19 protein-coding genes and 1 other annotated feature are annotated in these 19,207 nt (G+C 44.1%); of the genes, 6 read left to right on the forward strand and 13 right to left on the reverse strand.

The features are described from left to right. Nucleotides 1-3: 3 nt before the first annotated feature. Entirely contained in the window at nucleotides 4-1,884 is a 1,881-nt protein-coding gene (htpG, locus tag C1I38_RS12150) for a molecular chaperone HtpG (RefSeq protein WP_119775043.1), read from the reverse strand. 392 nt (nucleotides 1,885-2,276) lie between these two features. On the opposite strand from htpG, the gene C1I38_RS12155 reads away from it, so the two are divergent. After that, entirely contained in the window at nucleotides 2,277-3,002 is a 726-nt protein-coding gene (locus tag C1I38_RS12155; protein WP_119775042.1) for a DUF4412 domain-containing protein, read from the forward strand. A gap of 6 nt (nucleotides 3,003-3,008) precedes the next feature. Here the strand turns inward: C1I38_RS12155 and C1I38_RS12160 are convergent, their stop codons facing one another. The 3 genes from C1I38_RS12160 to C1I38_RS12170 form a co-directional block, all read right to left on the reverse strand. After that, entirely contained in the window at nucleotides 3,009-3,281 is a 273-nt protein-coding gene (locus tag C1I38_RS12160; RefSeq protein ID WP_119775041.1) for a FeoC-like transcriptional regulator, read from the reverse strand. A gap of 24 nt (nucleotides 3,282-3,305) precedes the next feature. After that, nucleotides 3,306-5,327, reverse strand: coding sequence for a ferrous iron transport protein B (gene feoB, locus C1I38_RS12165; protein WP_119775040.1), 2,022 nt, complete (start codon nucleotides 5,325-5,327; stop codon nucleotides 3,306-3,308). Between the two features lie 180 nt (nucleotides 5,328-5,507). After that, the gene (locus C1I38_RS12170; RefSeq protein WP_119775039.1) at nucleotides 5,508-5,756 is read right to left on the reverse strand and encodes a FeoA family protein; all 249 of its coding nucleotides are present in this window, start codon (nucleotides 5,754-5,756) and stop codon (nucleotides 5,508-5,510) included. Nucleotides 5,757-6,044: 288 nt separating this feature from the next. Here C1I38_RS12170 and crcB point away from each other — a divergent pair, with 288 nt between their 5' ends. Continuing rightward, on the forward strand, nucleotides 6,045-6,431 hold the full coding sequence (gene crcB / locus C1I38_RS12175; protein WP_119775064.1) for a fluoride efflux transporter CrcB: 387 nt from the start codon (nucleotides 6,045-6,047) through the stop codon (nucleotides 6,429-6,431). A gap of 14 nt (nucleotides 6,432-6,445) precedes the next feature. Next, on the forward strand, nucleotides 6,446-6,784 hold the full coding sequence (locus C1I38_RS12180) for a DUF190 domain-containing protein (protein ID WP_020491125.1): 339 nt from the start codon (nucleotides 6,446-6,448) through the stop codon (nucleotides 6,782-6,784). 15 nt (nucleotides 6,785-6,799) lie between these two features. On the opposite strand, the gene murI is transcribed toward C1I38_RS12180, so the two are convergent. Continuing rightward, nucleotides 6,800-7,567, reverse strand: a complete 768-nt coding sequence (gene murI, locus C1I38_RS12185; protein WP_119775038.1) for a glutamate racemase — start codon at nucleotides 7,565-7,567, stop codon at nucleotides 6,800-6,802. Between the two features lie 216 nt (nucleotides 7,568-7,783). On the opposite strand from murI, the gene speD reads away from it, so the two are divergent. After that, nucleotides 7,784-8,599, forward strand: coding sequence for an adenosylmethionine decarboxylase (gene speD, locus C1I38_RS12190; protein ID WP_020491127.1), 816 nt, complete (start codon nucleotides 7,784-7,786; stop codon nucleotides 8,597-8,599). Nucleotides 8,600-8,678: 79 nt separating this feature from the next. Here speD and C1I38_RS12195 read toward each other — a convergent pair whose 3' ends face one another. From C1I38_RS12195 to C1I38_RS12205, 3 genes are all read right to left on the reverse strand, one after another. Continuing rightward, entirely contained in the window at nucleotides 8,679-10,172 is a 1,494-nt protein-coding gene (locus tag C1I38_RS12195; protein ID WP_119775037.1) for a 2-isopropylmalate synthase, read from the reverse strand. Between the two features lie 142 nt (nucleotides 10,173-10,314). After that, nucleotides 10,315-10,576 (reverse strand) — a binding site (T-box leader). Between the two features lie 88 nt (nucleotides 10,577-10,664). Next, nucleotides 10,665-11,306 (reverse strand): polyprenyl diphosphate synthase, encoded by a 642-nt coding sequence (uppS, locus tag C1I38_RS12200; protein ID WP_020491129.1) that lies wholly within the window; start codon nucleotides 11,304-11,306, stop codon nucleotides 10,665-10,667. Between the two features lie 288 nt (nucleotides 11,307-11,594). Beyond that, the gene (locus C1I38_RS12205; RefSeq protein ID WP_119775036.1) at nucleotides 11,595-12,299 is read right to left on the reverse strand and encodes a CHAP domain-containing protein; all 705 of its coding nucleotides are present in this window, start codon (nucleotides 12,297-12,299) and stop codon (nucleotides 11,595-11,597) included. A 354-nt stretch (nucleotides 12,300-12,653) separates the two neighbouring features. Between C1I38_RS12205 and typA the strand changes: the two genes are divergently transcribed. Both typA and C1I38_RS12215 read left to right on the forward strand, forming a co-directional pair. Further along, on the forward strand, nucleotides 12,654-14,483 hold the full coding sequence (gene typA / locus C1I38_RS12210; RefSeq protein ID WP_020491131.1) for a translational GTPase TypA: 1,830 nt from the start codon (nucleotides 12,654-12,656) through the stop codon (nucleotides 14,481-14,483). Nucleotides 14,484-14,675: 192 nt separating this feature from the next. Next, nucleotides 14,676-14,990 carry a hypothetical protein gene (locus tag C1I38_RS12215; RefSeq protein ID WP_119775035.1) on the forward strand — a complete coding sequence of 105 codons (315 nt, stop codon included), beginning with the start codon at nucleotides 14,676-14,678 and terminating at the stop codon, nucleotides 14,988-14,990. Nucleotides 14,991-15,088: 98 nt separating this feature from the next. Here the strand turns inward: C1I38_RS12215 and C1I38_RS12220 are convergent, their stop codons facing one another. From C1I38_RS12220 to C1I38_RS12240, 5 genes are all read right to left on the reverse strand, one after another. Next, on the reverse strand, nucleotides 15,089-15,256 hold the full coding sequence (locus tag C1I38_RS12220) for a DUF1540 domain-containing protein (protein ID WP_083916705.1): 168 nt from the start codon (nucleotides 15,254-15,256) through the stop codon (nucleotides 15,089-15,091). Between the two features lie 129 nt (nucleotides 15,257-15,385). Next, nucleotides 15,386-15,646, reverse strand: coding sequence for a GIY-YIG nuclease family protein (locus C1I38_RS12225; RefSeq protein ID WP_199698239.1), 261 nt, complete (start codon nucleotides 15,644-15,646; stop codon nucleotides 15,386-15,388). A 116-nt stretch (nucleotides 15,647-15,762) separates the two neighbouring features. After that, the gene (gene metA, locus C1I38_RS12230; RefSeq protein ID WP_119775033.1) at nucleotides 15,763-16,692 is read right to left on the reverse strand and encodes a homoserine O-succinyltransferase; all 930 of its coding nucleotides are present in this window, start codon (nucleotides 16,690-16,692) and stop codon (nucleotides 15,763-15,765) included. Nucleotides 16,693-16,796: 104 nt separating this feature from the next. Beyond that, nucleotides 16,797-17,990, reverse strand: a complete 1,194-nt coding sequence (gene nspC, locus C1I38_RS12235) for a carboxynorspermidine decarboxylase (protein ID WP_119775032.1) — start codon at nucleotides 17,988-17,990, stop codon at nucleotides 16,797-16,799. A 14-nt stretch (nucleotides 17,991-18,004) separates the two neighbouring features. Further along, a complete protein-coding gene (locus tag C1I38_RS12240; RefSeq protein ID WP_119775031.1) occupies nucleotides 18,005-19,204 on the reverse strand; it encodes a saccharopine dehydrogenase family protein in 1,200 nt (399 codons plus the stop codon). Nucleotides 19,205-19,207: the final 3 nt, after the last annotated feature.

The raw sequence follows: 19,207 nt of genomic DNA on the forward strand, positions 1-19,207 counted from the left end.
GTATTATTTCTTCACAACCGCTCTTTCAAGGATGTTGTAGAGTCTGCTAACCATACTCCTGGGATCGACGATCAGCCCGGCGGCAATCTGCGAGTTTTCCAGAATCTGTTCCGCCGCTGCCGCAGCAAATGCGTCGCCCGACTTGCGCAGTTCATTGATTCCCTGAATGACCGGATGCCGGCTGTTAATCTCCAAGATTCCTGCTGGGATATCTTCCATATCCTTGTTCATGATCTGCATCATTTTTTGCATGCTATGCGTTCCGTATGAACTGAGCACAACGGCAGGACTGTCCACAAGACGTTTGGAAGCACGCACCTCGGTTACCCTATCCCCGAGTGTTTCTTTGAACCAATCCAACAAGGCCTTCACTTCATCCTCAGGAATTTCACTTTCGGCATTACCGGGCTGCTCAGCATCTAAATCCGGCAGATCCTGACTGTCCTGTTCGGCCGCAACAATCTTCTTTTCTTTAAACTCAGGAAGCCCGCTTAAGATGTAGTCATCAATTGGTTCATAGGTATAGAGCACTTCAATGCCCTTGTCCTTAAAGATCTCAAGATACGGCCCAGACTCAATCACTTTACGGTTGGAGCCGCTGACATAATAGATCGCTTTTTGTTCCTCTCTCATTCTTCCGACGTAGCCTTCCAGTGAAATCAGCTCACCTTCAGCCGTCATGTTGGATTCAAAACGCAGGAGCCTGACCAGTGCGTCCTTGTGGGCATAGTCCGAAGCTGCTCCTTCTTTGATAAACCTGCTGAATTTTTCCCAAAATTGATTGTATTTGGCCGGATCATCTTTGGCTTGCTCTTCGAGATACTTTAAGAATCTGCTGGTGACTACCCTGTTCAGCTTGGCCACAAGCGCATTATCCTGAAGGGTCTCCCTGGAAATGTTCAGGGGAAGGTCATCACTGTCAATGACGCCGCGTACAAACCGCATCCACTCCGGCACGATGGCCTCAGATTTTTCCTGAATCAGGACTTTTTTGCAGAATAGGTTAACGCCTCTCTCCATTTTACTGAAGCCGAACCGCTCATAATTTTCTCCGGGCACAAACAGCAGTGCTTTGATGGAAAGCGGCGCATCGGAGGAAAAGTGCATTCTATAAGATGGCTCGTCAAAAGCATTGTCGATATATTTATAGAATTCCGTATATTCCTGCTCACTGATTTCGGATGCGTTTTTCGTCCATATTGCTTCGACGGTATTGACTTTTTCACCGTTGACTTTCACGGGATAAGGGACAAAACTCGAATACTGTTTGATAATCCTGTTGATCTCGTCGGCTTTACTGAAATCATAGGCATTTTCTTTTAACTGAAGAACGATCCTGGTTCCATAATTGCTTTGATCACCTGGTTCTATTAAATAGCTCCCTGCTCCATTTGAAGACCAGATCCAGCTTTCAGAGTCCGTTCTGAAAGAGCGGGTATAAAGCGTTACTTTCTCCGCAACCATAAACGCCGAATAAAATCCGACGCCGAACTGTCCAATCAAGCTTAAATCGGTATTGCTTCCGGATCCGGCCTTTTTGACCTCGGCCAGCTGTCTGATAAATTCCTTGGATCCTGAATGGGCGATCGTACCCAGATTCTCAATCAGTTCTTCTTTGGTCATTCCGATCCCATTATCGGTAATGGTAAGCGTGTGCTTTTCTTCATCCGTTTCGATGGAAATTTCCAGCGGTTGCTCGGATTCGCCGCTTGTTTCATTTTCAGTGAGCCTGCAGTAGCGCAGTTTCTCCGTAGCGTCAGCTGCATTGGATATTAATTCTCTTAAGAAGATCTCCCGCTCCGTATAGAGAGAATTAATAACAATATCCAGCAGCTGGGTGATTTCTGTCTGAAACTCCCTCGTTTCAACATTGTTATTCATCATTACCAACCCTCCCAATCATTTCATATGGCTGTGCTTTGGTCGAATCAAAAATCGACCATCATATTATACCATGGAATGGAAAAAAATCTAACATTCAAATACTTGTACCTTCAAATACTTGTTCTTCTGACTTTCTTAGCGCTGAAACCAAAAAAACATTCCGGTATTCAGGATGGTGTTCTAATTTTTGGAATAAAATGATACGTATATAGAGGACTTTTTACGAGTCATCACGAAAAATAATATAACGAAATATAGTTTAACAAAACATCATTTAAAATATCATTTTTAAAGATTTATATACTAATAGAGCTTAACATCATTCTTATCGAATGATTAAATCTTTAAATTCCATTATCTGAATACAAAAGAAGGTATAGGAGGAAAATATCATGAGATTGACGCGACGGTATCTTGCGCTTTTGCTCGTTTTGCTGCTTCTTTGCGTTGGAGCTTTATCCGGCTGCGGCGGGAAAGAAGAATCAGCTGCCCAAAATGAAGCAACCTCGGCCCCAGCAGAAACAGGAACACAAACTTTACCTGATGAAAATGCAATTGTATCCGGTCTGATTGGAAAAGGACAGCTGGTCAAAGAAATGTCTTATGATTTAGTGATCGTCGGCGGTGGAGTAACTTCAGAAAGCAAAGCCTGGTTTAAGGACCAGAAAATGAAAATGGAGGGCACCTTTAACGGTCAAAAGATGACATTTATTTTTGATATGTCCAAAAAGGAGTTTACTACTTATCCCTCGGGTCAGAACAGCGCCATGAAAATGACGTTAAGTGAATATGACGGTCCGGATATCACCACCCCTGTTGATTATGTCAAAGGTCTAGCTGACACCGAGTATACCATAGCTGGAACTGAGACGGTCAACGGCATGGAGTGTAAAGTCCTTACTTTCACCAGCGAAGGCTCAACTGTTAAGGAATGGATCAGCACCGAATACGGCATTGTTGTAAAGGCTCAATATGAAACCGATGGTCAGATGTCAACCATGGAATTCAAGAACCTGCAAATCGGAACAGGTACCGTACCTGATGGGGTCTTCGACCTGCCGTCTGGAATGGAAGTGGTTGACATTAACGACATGATGAATCTCGACAGCAATAAATAGATACCCTTACCGGTTCGTGGATTCCAAAAGCACCCTCCCCTTTGCCGTCAGCGTCCACAAGGTTGCTTCGGCTTCTCCGTTTCCTTTGCTGCAGCAGCCCCCGCACCCCTTACATTGTTCATTGACGCAAGCTGCATTATCCGCAGTCAGGTATCCAAGTCGTTGCAGGTCATTCAGCATTTGTTTGATCATCTCTCGATCGAGATCCAATTTTTTTGCCAACGAAGAAAAGGAGTTCGCTTGTTGACCGGCAATTTCTGTTAACAAATTGATCAGCATCGCAATACCTCCTGCTTCTTCGTTTCAGATGAACAACGAACCGAGCTGAAAGATCAGCACCGCTGCGATCCAGCCAATGATCAGTGAGTAGAGAACAGAAAACAGTGTCCATTTAACAGAATTGGTCTCCTTTTTAATTATTCCGATTGTCGCTGCACAGGGTGAATAAAGTAGGGTCATTACCATAAAGGCATAGGCGGAGAGCGGCGTAAAATGCTGTGCTAAGACTACTCCGAGCATCCCTTCGCCTGTCCCGTAAACCAACCCGAACGTCGCAATGATTGCTTCCTTGGCACCAATCCCGACAAGAAGTGCTACAGAGGCCTGCCAACTGCCAAAACCAGCCGGGGATAATACGGGTGCGATGACTGCGCCTAATTTTCCAAGGAGACTTCCGGTACTGCCCGGTTCAACGCCGACCGGGAAAACAGAAAGCATCCAGATCAGAACGACAATCCCAAGGATCACAGTTCCTGCTTTCCTGACAAACGACTCCGTTTTTTCCCACATGTGCCGCATTAAACTCTTCAGCGTTGGCAGACGATAAGGCGGGAGTTCCATAACAAAGTAGGATTTTTCCTGCTTGAACAATGTTTCACTCAGGATTTTCCCTGCTGCAACAGCAACTATGATTCCTAAAAGATACAGTGAAAAAATAACCAATCCTGCCAACGGTATGATGCCGATCGTTTTGCCTCTGAAGAACGCCCCGGCAAACAACGCATAGACTGGAAGCCTAGCACTGCAGGAAATAAACGGACTGATTAAAATGCCGATCATACGGTCTTTCCGGCTGTCCAAGGTTCGGGTGGACATGATTCCGGCCACATTGCAGCCGCTGCCGACAATCATTGCAACGGCCGTTTTCCCGTGCAGCCCGACAACATTCATCAGCCGGTCCATGACATAGGCTGCCCTGGCCATATAACCGCTGTCTTCGAGAAGAGAAATCAAGAAATACATGGTAAACATCATCGGGATAAAAACAAGTACAGAACCTACCCCACCGATCAGTGCATCACTGACAAAGGACCGGGCCAGGACCGGAGCGTTTAGCAACAGGCCGGAGACATACCGCCCCAGGATCCCGAAGACGCTGTCCACATAACCCCCAAGAATATTATTGCCGAGACCCATTGTGATCTGATACAGCAAAAACATCATTACAAAGAACAAAGGAATCCCGATCCATTTATTTGTCACAACCCGGTCAATCATTTCTGTCAGATCTTCTTGCGGAGGCGTTTCCCTGCGGACACAATCCCTAATGATTTGGCCAATAAAGGTATAACGCTGGTCTGCCAAATAGATTCCGGGCTCAAGACCAAAACGGCTCGTTATCCTGTCCTTTACCTTGTCAGCCAATTTTTTCAGGGTAGGACAACCTGCTATTTGCGTTTGAGCAAAAGCCTCATCCTCCAGCAGCCTGACAGCCACCAAGTTCGCCGATTCTTTACCAGTAATACCTTCTTCAACCAGGGCCTCAGCCAAAGCTCCAGATTCCCGGTTCATCATTTGCCAATAGTCTGGCTGGACGGGCCGGCCTGGCTTTACTTTCATTGCCGCTGAAGTCTCCAGCAACTCCCGAATCCCTTTGTTTTTCGTTGCCACTGTGGTGACAACCGGTACGCCAAGAACATCTCCAAGTTTCACTGTATTGATGAAAATATTCTTTTTCTCTGCTTCATCTGTCATATTCAAAGCAATCATTACATTCGTATCCATCTCAATCAGCTGTAACGTAAAATAAAGATTCCTCTCCAGATTTGCTGAGTCAATCACGTTCACAACAACATCAGGTTTTTCCTGCAAAATATAGTTTACAGCAACCATTTCATCCTCCGAACTGGCGGAAAAACTATATGTCCCGGGTAAGTCAATTACGTTGATCTCATCCCCGTTGAACCTGACCGTACCTTCTTTTTTCTCAACGGTTACTCCCGGCCAATTGCCAACATGCTGCCTCGAGCCTGTTAACACATTAAAAATACTTGTTTTCCCGCAGTTTGGGTTTCCAACGAGAGCTATCGTAAAATTCTTTTTCATCTGTTTATCCTTCCCCTGAAGCACTTGCGATTACGTTCTATACAATGTTTGTTTCAATATTTATTGCTGCCTATTGCTGTTTTAACAATGTTTGCGGTGTCTATCATTGCAACAAAGACTATATATGATAGTGATTTTTATTATCATTTAGTGACCAAAAATAGAGAGGGTGATTTTATATTATCTGTTCCAAATCTTTTCAACCTGAATTTTCCTGGCGTCGCTTTTACGGATTGCTAGATGATATCCCCTCAGATTAATCTTTATAGGATCCCCCAGCGGAGCCTGGCCGTCTACTTTAAATTCTGTCCCTTTGACCACACCCATATCTGTCAGTTTTTTTCTTAATACGGTATCCATGTGGATATTAACAACTCTGGCATTCGAGTTTACGGGTATCTTGTCCATTGTAAGAAAGGCAGCGTCCATAGCAGTCTCCTTATGGCTTTTTAAGAATTTTATAATTTTGTTCAAATTGTAATGACAATGTTGATAATGATTATCGAATTCATATTATTAATATTACTTCTTATTGCTCAAAATGTCAATTCGTATGTTATTTCTTTGTGTGTCATTCTTTGCATATTTTCTTTATGATTATTCTTATGCTCCTATTTAAATATTGAGCTTTTTATTGAACTATGCTGAAATGAAATGATATACTTAAATAACTCTTTTTTCAGGGAGTATTTGACTTTGCAGGAGGCTGATCTTCTCTTGAATTATTCCGTTTATCTGGTGATTGGTTTAGGGGGCGCACTTGGAGCTATTGCCCGCTATGTACTTTCCACCTGGATTTATCAAAAATATTTTTATACTTTTCCCTGGGGAACCTTCGTCGTCAATATGCTGGGATGTTTTGTGCTGGGTATTGTGTATGTACTGGGCGTTGAAAGCCTGGTGACCAGTCCGAATACCCGTTTATTTATATCTGTCGGTTTTCTGGGCGCATTTACAACCTTTTCAACGCTAAGCCTTGAAACCCTGAACCTTATCAAGAGCGGAGAAATCATCGTAGCTGTGCTGAATGGTCTGGGAAGCCTGCTCGTCGGACTGATTGCAGTCTGGCTTGGAATGAGCCTGACGCAGCTATTATTAAAATAAAGGAAGGGATTCTAATGGTAAAGATATCTGGTCAGGCAAGACGCATTCGCATCTACATTGGAGAAGCCAGCAAATATAAAGGAGTATCCCTCTATCACATGATTGTCTTAAGGGCCAAAGAGCTGGGCCTGGCAGGTGCGACTGTCTTTAGGGGAATTGAAGGCTTCGGCGCCAATACGAGAATCAAAACGTCCAGGATACTGGACCTTTCCAATGACCTTCCCATCGTTATTGAAGTAATAGACAGCGCTGAGTATCTGCAGGACTTTCTGCTTTTTTTGGACGAGGTCGTCAATGAAGGATTAATAACCATCGAAGATCTGGAAATTATGAAATATTCGCCAAAAAAATAAAGCCTCTTAGCGGCTTTATTGATTTTGATCTAGCAGCAGGAGATACCGGGCATAACGGGATTCCGAAGGCTCTTTTCGGCCGGAAGAATAGAAAGTGACCTCACCATGACCGTCCTCAGCTAAAAGTTTTCTTTCAGTCAGAATTTTTTTCAGATAATTGACGGTTCCGGTACTTCCATCAATGATGTGCGTATCAGCAGGAAACAGTTCCTGCAAAATCCGCTTAAAATACGGAAAGTGTGTGCATCCTAAAACGACAGTACCATACTCGGTCAAATGATGCGTGCCAAGTTTGCGATTCAGGTATTTCAGGATTTCATCTCTGTCAAAATAAAAATTTTCGGCATATTCGACCAGCTCTGGAAATGCTTTGCCATCTACAAGATGGTCCTGATCCAGTCTGGTGACCAAATTTTGATACTTTTCTTCGTGAAGTGTGAGCGGAGTAGCCATGACCAGTATTCTCTTGGAACCATTATTTTCGACAGCTGGTTTTACCGCGGGTTCCATGCCGAGGATTGGAAAATCATACCTTTGGCGAAGCTCATTAATGGCAATACTCGTCGCCGTATTGCAGGCAACTACCAGAACTTTTATTCCTTCAGCAGCCATGAAATCGACAGCATCCAAAACCAGTTTCAGGACTTCTTCCTTGCTTTTGGTCCCATAAGGCACATGATCAATATCCGCGTAATAAATAAAATCCTCCCGGGGTAGCTGTTTGATCGCTTCATGCAGTACGGTGATTCCGCCGACCCCGGAGTCAAAGAAGCCTATGCGCATTTTTTTCAACTCGCAAACTTTATTTTTTCTTAATAAATTATAACCTATACCTTGTTAATCTTACAAAGAATATTATCACCATTTTCGTTCTGTTTTTAAAAATATTTATTCAAAAACATTTGGAGTGTCTATAGAAAAAGCTAAAAAATATGTATAATAAAGTAGTAACTTGAAAGAAAAAGGCTAAAAAAATAATATTTGGTACAGGTGCAGTGAATGAACATAAAACCTATCAATAAGAAACTAAAATTATATGGTTTTAACAACCTGACGAAAACGTTGAGTTTTAATTTCTATGATATCTGCTATGCTTTATCGCAGGATCAACATAAGAAGTACATTGAATACATTGATGAAGAATACAATGCCGACAGGCTGGTTAAAATTCTGACTTCTGTCGCTGAAATCATTGAAGCTAATATTCTGAATATTGCCAATCAGGATTACGATCCTCAGGGTGCCAGTGTCACTATGCTGGTTGCTGAAAATCAAATTATGAGTCGTGAACCAATGGAAATTCTTGAAAATGAGGCCCCGGGTCCTGATTCGCAGTCGTTGGTCGGCCATCTGGATAAGAGTCATATTACGGTACATACATATCCAGAAAACCACCCTGACAAGGGGATTAGTACGTTCCGAGCCGATATTGACGTCTCCACCTGCGGCCAGATCTCGCCGCTAAAGGCTTTAAACTACTTGATTACGAGTTTTGAGCCGGATATTGCGATTATCGATTACCGTGTCCGGGGCTTTACCCGGGATGTCAACGGTAGAAAACATTTTATTGATCATAAGATCAATTCCATTCAGAATTTTATTTCGGAAGAGACTAGAAACAGATATCAGCTGATTGATGTCAATGTCTATCAGGATAATATTTTCCACACCAAAATGCTTTTGAGAGAGTTTGATCTTGACCATTATTTGTTCGGAGCTGAAAAAGAAGAGATATCCTCCAGTAAAAGAAGAAGGGTCAAACAAAGAATCAAACATGAGATGCAGGAGATTTTCTCCGGGAGAAATGTTTTCTAAATGCTTTATGAAGCTTAGAAAAGGCGGTGTCGCAAACTACGAAAAAAGTAGTTAGTCGACACCGTCTTTTCCTTGTCTGTTAGCTTAGTTTGGAGACGGCATCAGCATACGCATGGGCGCTGGCATCGATGACGTCGGTACTTACTCCCTTACCGACATAATAATTTCCGTCGGCAAAAACTTTAACAGTTGCATTCCCCAACGCCTCTTTACCGCGGCTCACAGATTTGATACTATAATCCTCGAGCCGGACTTCGATACCGGTAATTCGGTCAATTGCTTTAAACACCGCATCGACAGGACCGTTTCCGATCGCCGCATCGGTTATCTCCGTGCCCTGTATTTCCAAAGTAACCGCAGCGGTGGCCGACTGTTTCCCTGATGTAGCTACGGATATATTCTTAACCTTGATCCTGTTTTGCTCAGGTATACCCGTTCCCATCAGAATATGCAAATCTTCATCGTAGATTTCTTGCTTTTTATCGGCCAGCAATAGAAATTCTTCGTAAAGGGTATTCATCTGGCTATCTTCCAGCTTATATCCGAGTTCCTCCAGCCTGTGTTTCAGCGCATGCCTTCCTGATCTGGCACTTAGGACAATCTGGTTCCTCGGTACGCCGATGGTCTCCGGATCAATAATCTCATAGGTCTGTTTCTCTTTCAGGATACCATCTTGATGAATACCGGAAGCATGCATAAACGCATTTGTCCCGACTATCGCCTTATGGCTCGGTACAGGAACCCCTGTGATTGAGGAAACCAGTCTACTGGTCGCGGCAATTTCCCGGGTGTTTACAGCCAAATCGATGCCGTAGCGATCTTTCTGGGTATACATCGCCATAATCACTTCTTCCAAAGCAGTATTGCCGGCTCTTTCACCTATCCCGTTGATAGTGCCTTCCACTTGATCGGCCCCGGCCATAACCCCGGCTAGGGTGTTTGCTGTGGCCATTCCAAGATCATTATGACAATGGACACTTATTTTCACCCGGTCAATATTAGGGACATTCGTTTTGATATAGGAGACCAGTTCGCCGAATTCCCAAGGAGTCGCGTATCCTACAGTATCCGGAATATTTACGACTGTTGCTCCAGCTGCGATTACGCGCTCAAATATCTTAGCCAGAAAATCATAATCACTCCGGAAAGCGTCTTCAGCATAAAACTCGACATCGTTCAGATATTTTTTGGCATGTCTGACAGCTTCTTCAGCCTTTTGGATCACCTGTTCCGGTTTTAGCCTGAGTTTTTTCTCCATATGAATCGGGGAAACGGCGATTCCGGTATGAATTCTAGGGTTCTCAGCTTCTTTGAGGGCCTCGGCACAAAGGTCAATATCTTTCTTCACACAACGGGTTAGTCCACACACTGTGATCCCCTTAACCTCCCTGCCAATGATTTTCACAGATTCGAAATCCCCGGGCGATGAAGCTGGAAAGCCCGCCTCCAGAATATCCACGCCAAGTGTAACCAGCTGCTTGGCAATCTCCAACTTTTCCCGGACATTTAATGTGATTCCGAGAGATTGTTCGCCGTCTCTTAATGTTGTGTCGAACAAATATAATCTGCGCATAAGACATTACCTCCTTCAACGTCGCCGTCCTTGCCATCCTTTACACTGCAACCTTTGTCCATCCGTGGACTTGTCGCTCCTTTCCCTCCGTGGAACCGCGACATTAGTCCATCCGTGGACGTCAAAAAGCCTTCGTCTCAAATAATGAGACGAAGGCCAATTCGCGGTACCACTCATGTTAACGGCATATGCCGTTCACTCAACAGGATGCGGGAAAACAATAAAATCATCTTCCGATATCCCCTTCCTTTTAACGGCGGAAGACTCCGTCCGGTCCTACTACCTGAATGGTTTCAGCCGGCAACTCAAGGGGGAGTTCAGTCTTTCGTCTTGACCGCTTTTCACCAGCCTGCGGCTCTCTGCACAAATACTCCGGACTTATTATTCCCTGTCATCATCTTTTCATATATTTCTGTATACTATATCAGTTCAATTACTTCTTTGTCAATACCTTTATTGACCGAGAATGTTCATTTTTTACTCACATTCTCTCTAACCGCCTAAAGTGATATCCTGCGTATTATACCACTTCAGAGCATCATAGAAATGCGCTTCCTTAAAATCAGGCCAGTAATCATCAAGCACATAGAAATCCGCATAAACACTTTGCGCAGGCAAGAAGCCGCTGAGTCGGCGTCTTCCTCCCCAGCGGATCAGCAAGTCAACTCTGGAGATATCATTTGATTTTAGCTCTTTAATAATCTTTCTCTTATTCTTCTCGGCAGTACGAAGATTTCCCAGATCCCATTCCCAGCCATAATTAACGAGAAAATTGACCCTAATGCCCCCATTACCGACTTTTGTCCGACGCGTATATGGCAGCAGTGCCTTGGGGAACATCTTAGATTCTGTATCGCCAATCACTAACAAGGACACGTCCTCACTCGCAATCATATCAATTGCATCGATGCAGGCCTGCACAAAAGCTTTCTTTTGAGTAGCTGGTCTTTTGGTATTATCCACTGTGAAACCATAATAGGTCAGTTCTTTGACGCCGGCTTCCCTGCATAATTTCAAAAGTTTTAGTCCTGGGTTCAGACCTTCCCGGTAGCCCATCTCCTTTGGTAATCCATTGTTGTCTGCCCATCGCCGGTTGCCATCTGGAATAACCCCAATATGATTGGGAATTCTCATTCTGAATACTCCTTTACACCTATGCTGATAATGTTTAGTATTTTCTATGAATTTACCATTATTATTTCCGATTATCGTAGATTATTCCTAATTATTTGCGGCGAATAAAGAAAACCTGGCTGACACCAAACCTCGGCGTTAATCTTAGCTGTACTTATATATATCAGAAAGCACTTAACTTTCCGATATACTAAAATAACCGAGCCGAAAATTTCCCATCGGCTCAGCCTTCATATTTTCCTAGCTTGTATGGTTTGAAAGATCTAAAATCTTTGCTGATAGACTGGTTTACCTGCTGCTAACTCTGAGCCATCCAGCCGGATCTCTGTCTCCGGATATCGTATAGGCACCATCTTTGTAAACAAGACTGTATTTTTCCCTGGGAACCTCGGAGTTCTGCTGAATGACTTCAATCCAGTTGTCGCCTACTCCGCAGATAATTGCAACGTGACCGTAAGACCCCTCATCGAAGACCAGCAGGTCTCCTTCCCGGGGTTTTTCATTCCCTCCGTTAACGTACTGAACAAGGCCTCTCTGTTCATTCAGTTCGCCCTGCGCCAGCATCGGATTAAAGAAATATTTGGCGTTTCCAGCGCCGTCAGGCATCTCATGATGATAGATTTCATAATAGAATCGTTTGACGAATTCCACACACTGCCACTTGTAGCCGTAATAATAATCGTCTTCACTATAACTTAAGCCGTGGCTGGACATATAATTCGCGCCATTGGAATAGACTGGCACACCTTTATATTCATCAATTTTTGTACCGGCAGCAACGTCAGCTTGCCGGATTAGACGCGCAGTATCCGCTGCTTCACTGGAATGATCCGCCGTTTGAGCTCCGTAGCTTGAGCCTGTCTGTGAATGATCGGTTGCATTGCTGGAAACTATTTTGGATCCCATTACGATTGCTAAGGCAAATACGATGATTAAGATGGCGAGCAACGGTGTCTTGTTTCGTCTGCGATAGGTTCGCCTGGATTTCCTCATCGGGTCTGCTCCTTCATGATGTGTTTTAGACTCGTCCCTATGAAATTATATATTTCTCCGCATATTTGCGCAAGCCTTACCGCGAACATGCCGATTGTAGAATCATGTTGAAACAGTTCCAATAAAAAACAGACAGACCCAGATTTCAGAATAAAACAAAAAATGACCGGGAAAAATAAATTAATTTGAAAAAAACTTTAAACGTATTATAATATTAAAGGTTACGTCCTCTTCATATGCAGGACGATTGGCAAGTATTCCTTCTTTAAGATTGAAGATATGCAAATACCAATATTCTTATTTATGTGCTTACTTGTTAAAGAGAAAGAATTAGATTACGACAGGAGAAATTGAATGTACGCTGACCATTTAAGAAATTTAGCAATTATTGCCCACGTCGATCATGGTAAAACAAGTCTTGTTGATGTCATGCTCAGACAAAGCGGAGCATTTCGCTCCAATGAACAAGTGGAAGAAAGAGTCATGGACTCCAATGATCTGGAGAAGGAACGCGGAATTACCATTCTGGCTAAAAATACTTCCGTAAACTGGCAGGGTATCAAGATTAATATTGTTGATACTCCTGGACATGCCGATTTTGGCGGGGAAGTCGAACGCGTTCTGAAAATGGTCGACGGCGTTCTTCTCGTTGTTGATGCATTTGAAGGCCCTATGCCTCAGACGAAATTTGTGCTCCGTAAGGCTTTGGAACTCAATTTAAAACCCATTGTTGTCATTAACAAAATCGACCGTCCTGAAGCGCGTCCCTACGAAGTTGTCGACGAAGTCCTGGAGTTGTTTATGCAGCTTGGCGCGAGTGATGAACAGCTTGATTTTCCAATTGTTTATACCTCAGCCCGTCAGGGAAATGCCGGTTATGAACCCGGGGAAATGACTGAAGATCTGGTCCCGTTATTCGAAACGATTCTGAGAGAAATTCCTGCTCCAGAATGTGATCCCGACAGTCCTCTGCAAATGCTGGCAACAACACTTGATTATAATGATTACCTTGGCAAAATTGCAATCGGCCGTGTCTTCCGGGGTAAACTGACTGCCAATACTCCGGTCGCAGTGATTAAAAGAGACGGATCAGTCGAAAAAGTCAAAGTCGGTAAAGTATTTACCTTCCAGAACTTAGGCCGGGTTGATGTACTTGAAGCAAATGCCGGAGATATCGTGGCTATTAGCGGCATTCCTAATATCAATATCGGAGAAACGATAGCTGATCCGCTGAATCCGGAACCTCTTCCGATGATTGAAATTGACGAACCCACTCTGACCATGCTTTTCATGGTCAATACCGGTCCTTTTGCCGGAATGGAAGGAAAACATATCACGTCCCGTAAACTCAGGGAAAGACTGTTTAAAGAGATTGAAACAAACGTTAGCCTCCGCGTGGAAGAAACTGAAAATATGGACTGTTTTCAGGTATCAGGACGTGGAGAGCTGCACCTGTCCATCCTGATCGAGAATATGCGAAGAGAAGGCTTCGAACTGATGGTCTCGAAACCGGAAGTCATTCTGAAGGAGATTGACGGTGTCAAATGTGAGCCATTTGAGCATTTGACCTGCGATATCCCTGATTCGTGCACTGGTACCGTGATTGAAATGCTTGGCACCCGCAAAGCCGAGATGCAGAACATGGTCAGCATGTCTGGTGGCGTTACGCGCCTGGAGTTTTTGATTCCGGCACGTGGGTTGATCGGTTTCAGGGGGGACTATCTGACCGAAACCCGTGGGGAAGGGATCATGGCGCATGTGTTCCATTCCTATCAGCCGTATAAAGGAGATATTCAGGGCCGCAGCCGGGGAGTCCTAGTCGCTTCAGATCCGGGAGAATCCACTGCTTATGCACTGTTTCAGCTGCAGGACCGCGGCAGAATGTTTATTGATCCCGGAACCAAAGTCTATGAGGGAATGATTGTCGGCCAAAGTAACCGCGAACAAGATATTGATATCAACATTGCCCGCAAAAAGCAGTTGACCAATATGCGCTCCAGCGGAGCCGATGAAAGCCTGAGGCTAGAACCGGCAAAATTGCTTGGTCTGGAAGAAGCCCTGGAATATATCAATGATGATGAATATGTAGAAGTGACACCTGTCAATATTCGCCTGCGCAAAAGATTTTTAGACAAAAACACCCGCACCCGTTATGAAAAACAAAGGAATTTGAGCGGAATCTAATCCTCAAATCAGAATACCTGACAATGAAAAAGCCTGATCGAGAATCCTGAATCCCTTTCCAGATGATTCTTGCATTAGGCTTTTTTGTTATTTGATTTTTAACCTAGTCATCATTTACTAGGCACATATTATTTTATTTTACCATAATATGGAATGTAAAAGGACAAATTTTATACAATCAGGTGATCTATAATGGTTTTTGAGCTTCTGCTGGCTTTAAGCCTCCGTTTTTTTCTATTTGACTTTGTCTTATTTAAAAAAATCAGAGATGCCCTTAAGCAGAAAGGCTACTTTTTCTGCAAGCTGTTTGGCTGTCCATTCTGTCAAGGCTTTTGGTGCGGTTTAGCTATTTTCTTATATTACCATTCGCTCCAGCTTAACTTACAGCAGCTTATTGCATTCCTGGCCTTCGGCTTTATCTCCGCTTATCTGGGTCTTATCTCTGCCGTAATCATTGACCCGCTTATTCAAAGATATGAGCGGAATACCGGTATACCACTTCAGTAGCCTGTAATCAATATTAGAGGGATTATTATTATTGAAACAAAAGTAACAAGAATAGAAAAAGGGGGAACAAAAGTAGCGTATTCCCCCCATTTTTCCTGTTATTCTTTGATGAAGGTCGCACAGTCAGTCTGTTCGGAGTTAGCTGCATTCCGGGGCTGCACTTCAATTTTCTCAGCTGTGCAGTGGTCCCCATCCATATAATAATAACAGGTATTGACCACACATCTGATTCCAGTGTTAGGTCCTTGCATCTTCTTGGCTTTCATCGCAAAAATACCTCCGTTTTAATATTTTCCGTTTTATTATAGACCGCTGAAAAGAAAATATTCTGTGGCCGGAAAGGTAAATTCTGTGCTTATGCTTAATTTTTAGTAAAAAAATAACCTGACATTCCATCAGGTTATTTGATCCGACTTGCTTTGGGCAATCAGCTGATATTTTTGTTCCCGGGTTAATTGTTTGATGCTGTATTCCCTTTGGAATGCTTCCGGCTTGGATGACACCTGTTCCAGGTATTTGAGGACAACAGGAAACCGCGACCGGGTATATTTAGCACCCGTACCCATGTTATGGGCTGTCAACCTCTTTTCTATGTCTACAGTCCAACCTGTATACAGTGTCCCATCTTTGCATTCTACAATATAAACGTAAAACAATCCGTAAGCCCCCAAAGAGAAAAGGATGCGCATGCTATCTAAAATTTCAAAATTTAAATTTTAACAAAACTGTTAAGTTAATTTAATCTGGCTCAGTCGGCTCTGCAACTTAAAACTCAGTCCGACTCAGCCAATTGTCCAAGGTCAAAAGGCGTCTGCTGGTATACATAGTAGTTCAGCCAATTTAAAAACAGTAAATTGGCATGTCCTCTCCAGGTGACCTGAGGCATTCTCTTCGGATCATCATTAGGAAAGTAATTATTGGGGACCGCGATATCCAGGCCTTTATTCACATCCCGGTCATACTCGGTTTTCAGCGTAAGCGCATCATACTCGGGATGGCCGGTAACAAAAAGATGCCTGCCATGCTTGCCGGCGACCATATAGACACCAGCGTCATCCGATGTTGCCAGGACTTCCAGTTCCGAATGCTTTTCAATGTCTTCGATCCGGATTTCCGTATGGCGGGAATGCGGTGCATTGAACACTTCGTCAAATCCCCGCAGAAAATTATTGTTGTTACAATTGATAATCTTATGGTTGAATATCCCAAACATTTTACTATCAAGCGGATATTTCGGAATCCCGTAATGATAATATAATCCCGCCTGGGCTCCCCAGCAGACATGTATGGTTGAATAGACGTTGGTAAGGCTCCACTTCATAATCTGTTTGAGTTCATCCCAGTAGTCCACATCTTCAAATTCCAGATTTTCGACCGGTGCACCGGTGATAATCAGACCATCAAATTTTTGGTCTTTCACTTCGTCAAAAGAGCTGTAGAACCTGCTTAAATGCTCTTCCGAAGTATTTGCAGGCTTATGCGTCCAAGTGTAGAGCAGTGTTATCTCTATTTGCAGAGGTGAGTTGCTCATCAAGCGCAAATACTGTGTTTCGGTAACGATTTTGGTAGGCATTAAATTAAGCAGTGCTATTCTTAAAGGACGAATATCCTGGTGCTGTGCCCGGTCTTCGCCCATAATAAATATATTTTCATTCTCCAGGATTTCTTTTGCCGGTAAATCGTCCGGAATTTTGATCGGCATTCGCTTTCCTCCTCAAGTGTCAAAAGTATTTGGTCAAATGCATGCTCCAATAAAACAGTATAATCTATCTTTTATGATCATACCACATTTTCAACTGGCTTGCCTTAAGACAGGCGATTTTTGAAGTCCTCATAGCCAAAGCTACGGACAGTCTCAATGGTACCGTCAGCCTTATTCAGGACAATATCCGGCAGCCGTATCCCATTGAATGTATTGTTTTTGACCATGGAGTAAATCGCCATATCACAGAAGACCAGGCGGTCTCCGGGATTTAAGGCTCGATCAAACGAATAATCCCCGATGATATCGCCGGCCAGGCAGGTTGGCCCCCCAAGACGGTACGTAATTTCCTTTTCTCCGGGCTGCCCTGAGCCCACTACCCGGGGACGGTACGGAACTTCCAGTACATCCGGCATATGGCAGGCAGCTGAAGCATCCAGGATAGCAATGTTCATACCGTTATGCAGCGTATCCAGCACGGATGAGACCAGAAAACCGGCATTCAACGCGATCGCCTCTCCAGGCTCCAGATAGACTGCGATACCGTAGGTTTCCCGGAGGCGCTTAACGGTCCGAATCAGAAGCTCCCGATCGTAATCTTCACGTGTAATGTGGTGCCCGCCACCGAGATTCAGCCATTTCATCCCAGGCAAGAACTGACCGAACGACTCCTCAAAGGCTTCGACCGTTGTCACCAGCGCATCAGCATTTTGTTCGCACAGCGTATGCAGATGCAGTCCGGAAAGACCTTTGAGCCAATCCTGCTTAAAGTTTGCCCTGGTCACACCGAGTCTGGAATAGGGTCCACAGGGATCATACATGCCATGACCTTCCTGGGTGGAACATTCCGGGTTGATCCGCAGGCCGCATTCTGCCCCTGCGGCAAGCGCCCGCTTACCAAACTTATCCCACTGAGAAAAGCTATTAAATATGATATGATCGGATACAGTCAGGATCTCATCAAATTCATCCTCCCTGTAAGCCGGACTGAAAATATGCACTTCTTTGCCAAATTTTTCGCGGCCAAGCTTCGCCTCGTACACACCGCTGGCTGTTGTTCCGCACAAGTATTGGGCAATCAAAGGGTATACCCGGAACATTGAAAACGCCTTCTGAGCGAGCAGAATTTTTGCTCCGCTCTGTTCCTGAACGTCTTGTAAAATCTTTAAATTTGAGATTAACAGATTTTCATCAACAACATAGCTCGGAGTCAGAACACAGTCAAACAAGTTTTCTGCATTTTCTGTTTCTACAGCCTTCAGTTCCTCAGTATCCTGTTCTCTTGCGTACAGGTCCATTATTGCATCTCCCATCAGGGTACCAGCACCGGATTGAAGTCCTCTTCCCAGGGCAGACCCCACTTATTGAGTGCTTCCATAAACGGATCGGGATCAAATTCTTCCATATTATAAACACCAGGTTTCGCCCAAATACCGTTCATGACCAGCATCGCCCCGATCATCGCTGGCACGCCAGTGGTATAGCTGATGGCTTGGCTTCCTACTTCGCGATAGCACTGCTCATGATCGCAGATATTATACAAATAGTAGGTTTTTTCCTTGCCGTCTTTAATCCCCTTGAAAATGCAGCCAATATTGGTTTTGCCCTTGGTACGCGGACCAAGGGAAGCCGGATCCGGCAAGACAGCTTTTAAGAACTGCAAAGGGATGATTTCCATTCCATTATAATTAATAGGCTCAATGCTCGTCATACCAACGTTCTCAAGACATTTCAAATGTGTCAGGTAGCTTTGTCCGAAAGTCATAAAGAAACGGATGCGTTTGATGCCTTTAATATTCAGTGCCAGGCTTTCCAATTCCTCGTGATGCAGCAGGTACATATCCTTGACACCGACGCCCTTGAAATTGTACTCCCTTTTGATCTCCATCGGCTCGGTCTCCACCCAGTGGCCATTTTCCCAATAGCTGCCTTTGGCCGTGACTTCGCGGATATTAATCTCAGGGTTAAAGTTCGTCGCAAACGGATAACCGTGGTCACCGCCATTGCAGTCCAAAATATCAATTTCATGTATCTCATCAAAGTGGTGCTTTAATGCGTACGCACTGAATACACTGGTGACCCCCGGGTCAAAACCTGAACCGAGCAGTGCGGTAATTCCGGCTTCTTTAAATTTCTCCCGGTATTCCCACTGCCACTTGTATTCAAAATGAGCAGTATCCTCAGGCTCATAATTGGCGGTATCAACATAACTGGTCTTGGTGGCCAGACAGGCATCCATAATATGCAGGTCCTGATACGGCAAAGCCAGATTCAGTACAACGTCAGGCTTCTCTTTGTTGATTAGTGCGATCAGTTCTTCCACGTTGTCAGCATCTACCTGGGCCGTTGTAATTTTGGTTTTACCTCCGCCCAGTTTTTCCGCTAAAGCATCACATTTCGATTTCGTACGGCTGGCAATACACAATTCTCCGAATACCTCTGAATTCTGACAGATCTTGTGAATTGCCACACCGGCGACGCCGCCGCAGCCGATAACGAGTACTTTTCCCATAAC

The organism is Dehalobacter sp. 12DCB1, assembly GCF_004343605.1.
Lineage (GTDB): Bacteria > Bacillota > Desulfitobacteriia > Desulfitobacteriales > Syntrophobotulaceae > Dehalobacter.

Coding starts and splice junctions, on each gene's coding strand:
- htpG (WP_119775043.1), bottom strand. CDS start 1,884: ATGATGAATAACAATGTTGAAACGAGGGAGTTTCAGACAGAAATCACC.
- C1I38_RS12155 (WP_119775042.1), top strand. CDS start 2,277: ATGAGATTGACGCGACGGTATCTTGCGCTTTTGCTCGTTTTGCTGCTT.
- C1I38_RS12160 (WP_119775041.1), bottom strand. CDS start 3,281: ATGCTGATCAATTTGTTAACAGAAATTGCCGGTCAACAAGCGAACTCC.
- feoB (WP_119775040.1), bottom strand. CDS start 5,327: ATGAAAAAGAATTTTACGATAGCTCTCGTTGGAAACCCAAACTGCGGG.
- C1I38_RS12170 (WP_119775039.1), bottom strand. CDS start 5,756: ATGGACGCTGCCTTTCTTACAATGGACAAGATACCCGTAAACTCGAAT.
- C1I38_RS12180 (WP_020491125.1), top strand. CDS start 6,446: ATGGTAAAGATATCTGGTCAGGCAAGACGCATTCGCATCTACATTGGA.
- murI (WP_119775038.1), bottom strand. CDS start 7,567: ATGCGCATAGGCTTCTTTGACTCCGGGGTCGGCGGAATCACCGTACTG.
- speD (WP_020491127.1), top strand. CDS start 7,784: ATGAACATAAAACCTATCAATAAGAAACTAAAATTATATGGTTTTAAC.
- C1I38_RS12195 (WP_119775037.1), bottom strand. CDS start 10,172: ATGCGCAGATTATATTTGTTCGACACAACATTAAGAGACGGCGAACAA.
- uppS (WP_020491129.1), bottom strand. CDS start 11,306: ATGAGAATTCCCAATCATATTGGGGTTATTCCAGATGGCAACCGGCGA.
- C1I38_RS12205 (WP_119775036.1), bottom strand. CDS start 12,299: ATGAGGAAATCCAGGCGAACCTATCGCAGACGAAACAAGACACCGTTG.
- typA (WP_020491131.1), top strand. CDS start 12,654: ATGTACGCTGACCATTTAAGAAATTTAGCAATTATTGCCCACGTCGAT.
- C1I38_RS12215 (WP_119775035.1), top strand. CDS start 14,676: ATGGTTTTTGAGCTTCTGCTGGCTTTAAGCCTCCGTTTTTTTCTATTT.
- C1I38_RS12220 (WP_083916705.1), bottom strand. CDS start 15,256: ATGAAAGCCAAGAAGATGCAAGGACCTAACACTGGAATCAGATGTGTG.
- metA (WP_119775033.1), bottom strand. CDS start 16,692: ATGCCGATCAAAATTCCGGACGATTTACCGGCAAAAGAAATCCTGGAG.
- nspC (WP_119775032.1), bottom strand. CDS start 17,990: ATGGACCTGTACGCAAGAGAACAGGATACTGAGGAACTGAAGGCTGTA.
- C1I38_RS12240 (WP_119775031.1), bottom strand. CDS start 19,204: ATGGGAAAAGTACTCGTTATCGGCTGCGGCGGCGTCGCCGGTGTGGCA.